The sequence below is a fragment of the Mesorhizobium sp. M7A.F.Ca.CA.002.15.2.1 genome (assembly GCF_003998715.1).
GTDB classification, from domain to species: Bacteria; Pseudomonadota; Alphaproteobacteria; order Rhizobiales; family Rhizobiaceae; genus Mesorhizobium; species Mesorhizobium ciceri.
Map to the genome: position 1 here is coordinate 1 of NZ_RZPI01000549.1, position 3872 is coordinate 3872.

The window sequence follows — 3872 nt, forward strand, 5'->3', positions numbered from 1 at the left end:
GGCGGCGACCGCGACGGAGAAGCGCTGGTCGGTGCTGGCCTGGTCGAAAGACGAGATCTCGTTGGCCGAGGTCACCGGCGTGGTGATCAGCTTCGAGACGTCTTCATTCGGCAGCTTGTAGCGGATCTTGACGAAGGCATATTCGTCCGCATTGGCAACGCCGCCATTGTCCACCGACGCCTGGCCATAACGCAGCGCGTCGATCTGTTCGCCGCCGCTGCCCTTTGGCGTGATTTCATAGATCGCGGTGACGGAATGGCCCGAGCCGATATCGCCGGCATCGACGCGGTCATTGTTGAAATCCTCGCGGTTCAAGGCGCGGGTCTCGTAGCCGATCAGGCGATATTCCGAGACCTTGTTCGGATTGAACTCGACCTGGATCTTGACGTCCTTGGCGATGGTGAACAGCGTCGACGATGCATCTTCGACCAGCACCTTCTCGGCTTCGGCCAGCGTGTCGATATAGGCGGCGGTGCCGTTGCCGTTCTGGGCGATGGTCTGCATCATCTGGTCGTTCAGATTGCCGCGGCCGAAGCCGAACACCGACAGGAAGACACCGGTCTTGCGCTCTTTTTCGATCAGCCGCTTCAGATCGTCGTCGTCGCTCTGGCCGACATTGAAGTCGCCGTCGGTGGCGAGCATCACCCGGTTGACGCCGTCCTTGACGAAGGATTTCTGCGCCAGCCTGTAGGCTTCCTTGATGCCCGCCTCGCCGGCCGTGCTGCCGCCGGGCGTCAGATTGTCGATGGCACTGAGGATCTTGTCCTTTTGGGACGCCTTGGTCGGCTCCAGGACCGTGCCGGCGTCACCCGCATAGGTTACGATCGAGATCGTGTCGTCGGCCTTCAGCTTGCTGACCAGCAGCCGAAAAGCCGATTTGAGCAGCGGCAGCTTGTCCGGCTCGTCCATCGAGCCCGAGACATCGATCAGGAAGACCAGATTGGCCTTCGGCTGCTCGGTCGGCTTGACGTCAAAACCCTTGATGGCGACATGCATCAGCCTGGTATGCGTGTTCCACGGCGTCGGCATGACGCTGACGGTCGAGTTGAATGGTGTCGAGGCCGACTCCGGACCCTTCCAGTCATAGGGGAAGTAGTTGATCATCTCCTCGACGCGGACAGTATCGACCTGCGGCAGGGTGCCCTGCTTCAGCGAGCTGCGCACGAAGGAATAGGAGGCTGTGTCGACGTCGATCGAGAAGGTCGAGACCGGATCCTCGAGTGCCGCATGCACCGGATTGGTCTTGAAATCCTCGATGCGGTCGCGGTTTTCCGGTTGCGGCTGCATCTGGTCGGCCGGCAAGGTCGACGGCTGCTGCGGCGCCATCAGCTTGGACTCGGCCGGCATGCGGGCCCGCGACGTACTGGGCGCACTTACGGCGCCATCCAATGCGAATTCGCCTGTCGGTGCCGGTGGCGCAGGCTCGGCCAGCACACCGCGCTCCAGTGCATTCTGTTGTGCCGCGCCGGAAGCAACGGTCGATTCGGATTTCTGCGGCGAGGCCGGCGCCACAGGCGCATCGGTCGCGTCGCGGCTTTCCACATCGGCGTCGGCTTTCTTGTCCGTCTCCAGCCCGGTCGGAGCCGGCTTCGGCTCGGCGGTCGTCGGCTTGACGGTCGCCGGCTTGACGGTCGCCGGCTTGTCGGCCAGCGTCTCGGTGATTTTCTCGTCGCCGCCGAATTTCGGCGGCTGTTCCCTCAGCATATGGAAGGTGGCGTATCCGGCGATCGGCAGGGCGACGAGCCCGGCAAGAACCGGCGTGGCAATGAGTTTCTTTTGCATGATCTCGCTCCAGAGCTTTTGTGCTCGCTCTGTGAGACGAAGCCCGCCAACCGATCCTTGGGTAACGGCAGAAATATTTTCCTGATCGTATGCACGCAGGGCGGCTTCGAAAGCACGTGCCTTGGCATCCTTGGCGGGCGCCGGCGCTGCTATATCGCGCAGTCTGTTGAGTTCGTTGTCGTCAACCATGGTCACACTTCCCCGGCCGCGCGCATCAGCGTCTTCAGCCGTTTCTTCGCTTCATGGATGTGCCAGGAAACCGTCGTCTCCGAGATTGTCATCGCCTCGGCCGCGGCCGCATGGCTCAACCCTTCGCCATAGACCAGCAGCACCGCGTCGCGCTGCTTGTCCGGCAATCGCCGGACGGCCGCCCACAGCGCTTCGGCAGGGTCTTCCGGTTCGACCGACGCCTCGCCCGAGATCAGTGCATGGACGCCATAGGCCTCGGTCTTGACGGTCTCGCGGGCGGACTTTCGCATCACGTCGCGCGCGGCGTTCATCGTCACGGAATAGAGCCATGTGGTGAAGGCGCCGCCGCCGCGATAGTCGCGGATCGCTTTGCCCAGCCTGACGCAGACTTCCTGGGCGATGTCTTCGGCATCGGCCTTCCTGCCGCACCAGCGATAGGCGGCGCGATAGACGAAGTCATAGTGCCTTTCCAGCAATGTGCTGAAGGCCCTCCTGTCTCCGCCCTTCGCCCGCCCGATCAGTTCGGCGTCGGAGGCTTCGCTCTCATCCAGCATCATCGCCATCATTTGCCTGTTGGACGAAGGCTAATGGCTAATCCTTGGGGCAATGGAAAGATTTTTTTGGAAACCGCCGGATCGGGACCGTCAACACCCCCGCTTGACATATCCATATCTCGACAGTTATACGTAAATCAATAGCCACAGGGTTATCGATCCCGGATGACGAACGCTCACGATGTCCTCTTCAGAACGCTCTCCGATCCGACGCGTCGCGCGATCTTCGAGCGCCTGTGCCGGCAAGGCGAGCAGACGGTCGGCGCCCTGACGGCTCAGTCGGGGGTCTCTCAACCTGCGGTGTCGAAGCATCTCGGCGTGCTCAAGCAGGCCGGGCTGGTGCGCGATCGCCATCAAGGACGGCAGACCCATTACAGCGCCCAACTGGCAGCACTTTCCCCACTGACCGACTGGACGAACCAGATGAACGCGTTCTGGCAGAGCCGGTTCGACGATCTCGAAAATTTGCTCAAAAGAATCGACCAATGACCAACATTGCGACCGAAACGCGCTCTGTCATCGTCGAACGTGAGATCCCCTATCCGCCGGAAAAAATCTGGCGCGCGCTGACCCAACCGCATCTGATCGAGGAATGGCTGATGAAGAACGACTTCAAGCCAGTCGTGGACCACCGCTTCAAGCTGCGGAAGGAACCGCAACCTGACGTGAGCATCGTTGTGGACTGTCAGGTAACAGCCGTCGAGTTGAACAAGACACTGTCCTACACCTGGCAGGCCTATGGCCTTGAGAGTGTCGTCACCTGGACCCTCGTGCCGACCAGCACAGGCACCCGGTTGCGTATGGAACAGTCCGGCTTCCGGCCGGATCAGGAGCAGGCGTATCGGGGCGCGACGAGCGGGTGGCGACAGTACTTTGCAAATCTGAGTCAGGTCCTGGCGCGGATAGATTGAAACTCGCAGGTGCGGATCGGTGGCCCGCACCGGCTGTTTTGACAGGAGGAACTATTGGACTGGAACAAGTGGGTTCGGCAAATGCATCGCTGGCTGTCGATCATCTTTGCGCTGACCGTCATCGCCAACTTCGCCACCATGGCATTCAGGCAGCCTCCCGCCTGGGTGGTCTACTCGCCGCTCCTGCCGCTCCTCCTGCTGCTGCTCAGCGGCCTGTACATGTTCGTGCTGCCCTATGCCGCCAAGGGACGCGGCGTGCAGCGTGCCGGCGGGTAGGAGTGGGGCAGAGTGGCCAAGACGCAGGGACAATCGACCGAGGCCAAGGCTGCGCCAGTGCTGCTCTCCGGCGGCAACCCGCAAATCGCCAAGGGCGACGGCGACGCCCCGGTGCAGGCCTATATCGCTGCGATGCCGGACTGGAAGCGCGGCCTGGGCG

5 protein-coding genes are annotated in these 3872 nt (G+C 62.0%); 3 read left to right on the plus strand and 2 right to left on the minus strand.

Annotation, left to right across the window (positions count from 1 at the left end; translation table 11 throughout):
* A partial coding sequence (locus ENZ74_RS24760; RefSeq protein ID WP_164761185.1) for a VWA domain-containing protein occupies positions 1-1971 on the minus strand: 1971 nt, incomplete at its 3' end.
* A gap of 2 nt (positions 1972-1973) precedes the next feature.
* Complete coding sequence (locus tag ENZ74_RS24765; RefSeq protein WP_013531188.1) at positions 1974-2534, minus strand: RNA polymerase sigma factor; 561 nt, start codon at positions 2532-2534, stop codon at positions 1974-1976.
* 156 nt (positions 2535-2690) lie between these two features.
* On the opposite strand from ENZ74_RS24765, the gene ENZ74_RS24770 reads away from it, so the two are divergent.
* The 3 genes from ENZ74_RS24770 to ENZ74_RS24780 are packed head-to-tail and all read left to right on the plus strand — an operon-like array spanning position 2691 to position 3712.
* Positions 2691-3014, plus strand: coding sequence for a metalloregulator ArsR/SmtB family transcription factor (locus ENZ74_RS24770; protein ID WP_063168196.1), 324 nt, complete (start codon positions 2691-2693; stop codon positions 3012-3014).
* Positions 3011-3436, plus strand: coding sequence for an SRPBCC domain-containing protein (locus ENZ74_RS24775; RefSeq protein WP_013531186.1), 426 nt, complete (start codon positions 3011-3013; stop codon positions 3434-3436). Before ENZ74_RS24770 ends, ENZ74_RS24775 begins: the two co-directional genes overlap by 4 nt.
* 54 nt (positions 3437-3490) lie before the next feature.
* On the plus strand, positions 3491-3712 hold the full coding sequence (locus ENZ74_RS24780) for a hypothetical protein (protein WP_013531185.1): 222 nt from the start codon (positions 3491-3493) through the stop codon (positions 3710-3712).
* Positions 3713-3872: the final 160 nt, after the last annotated feature.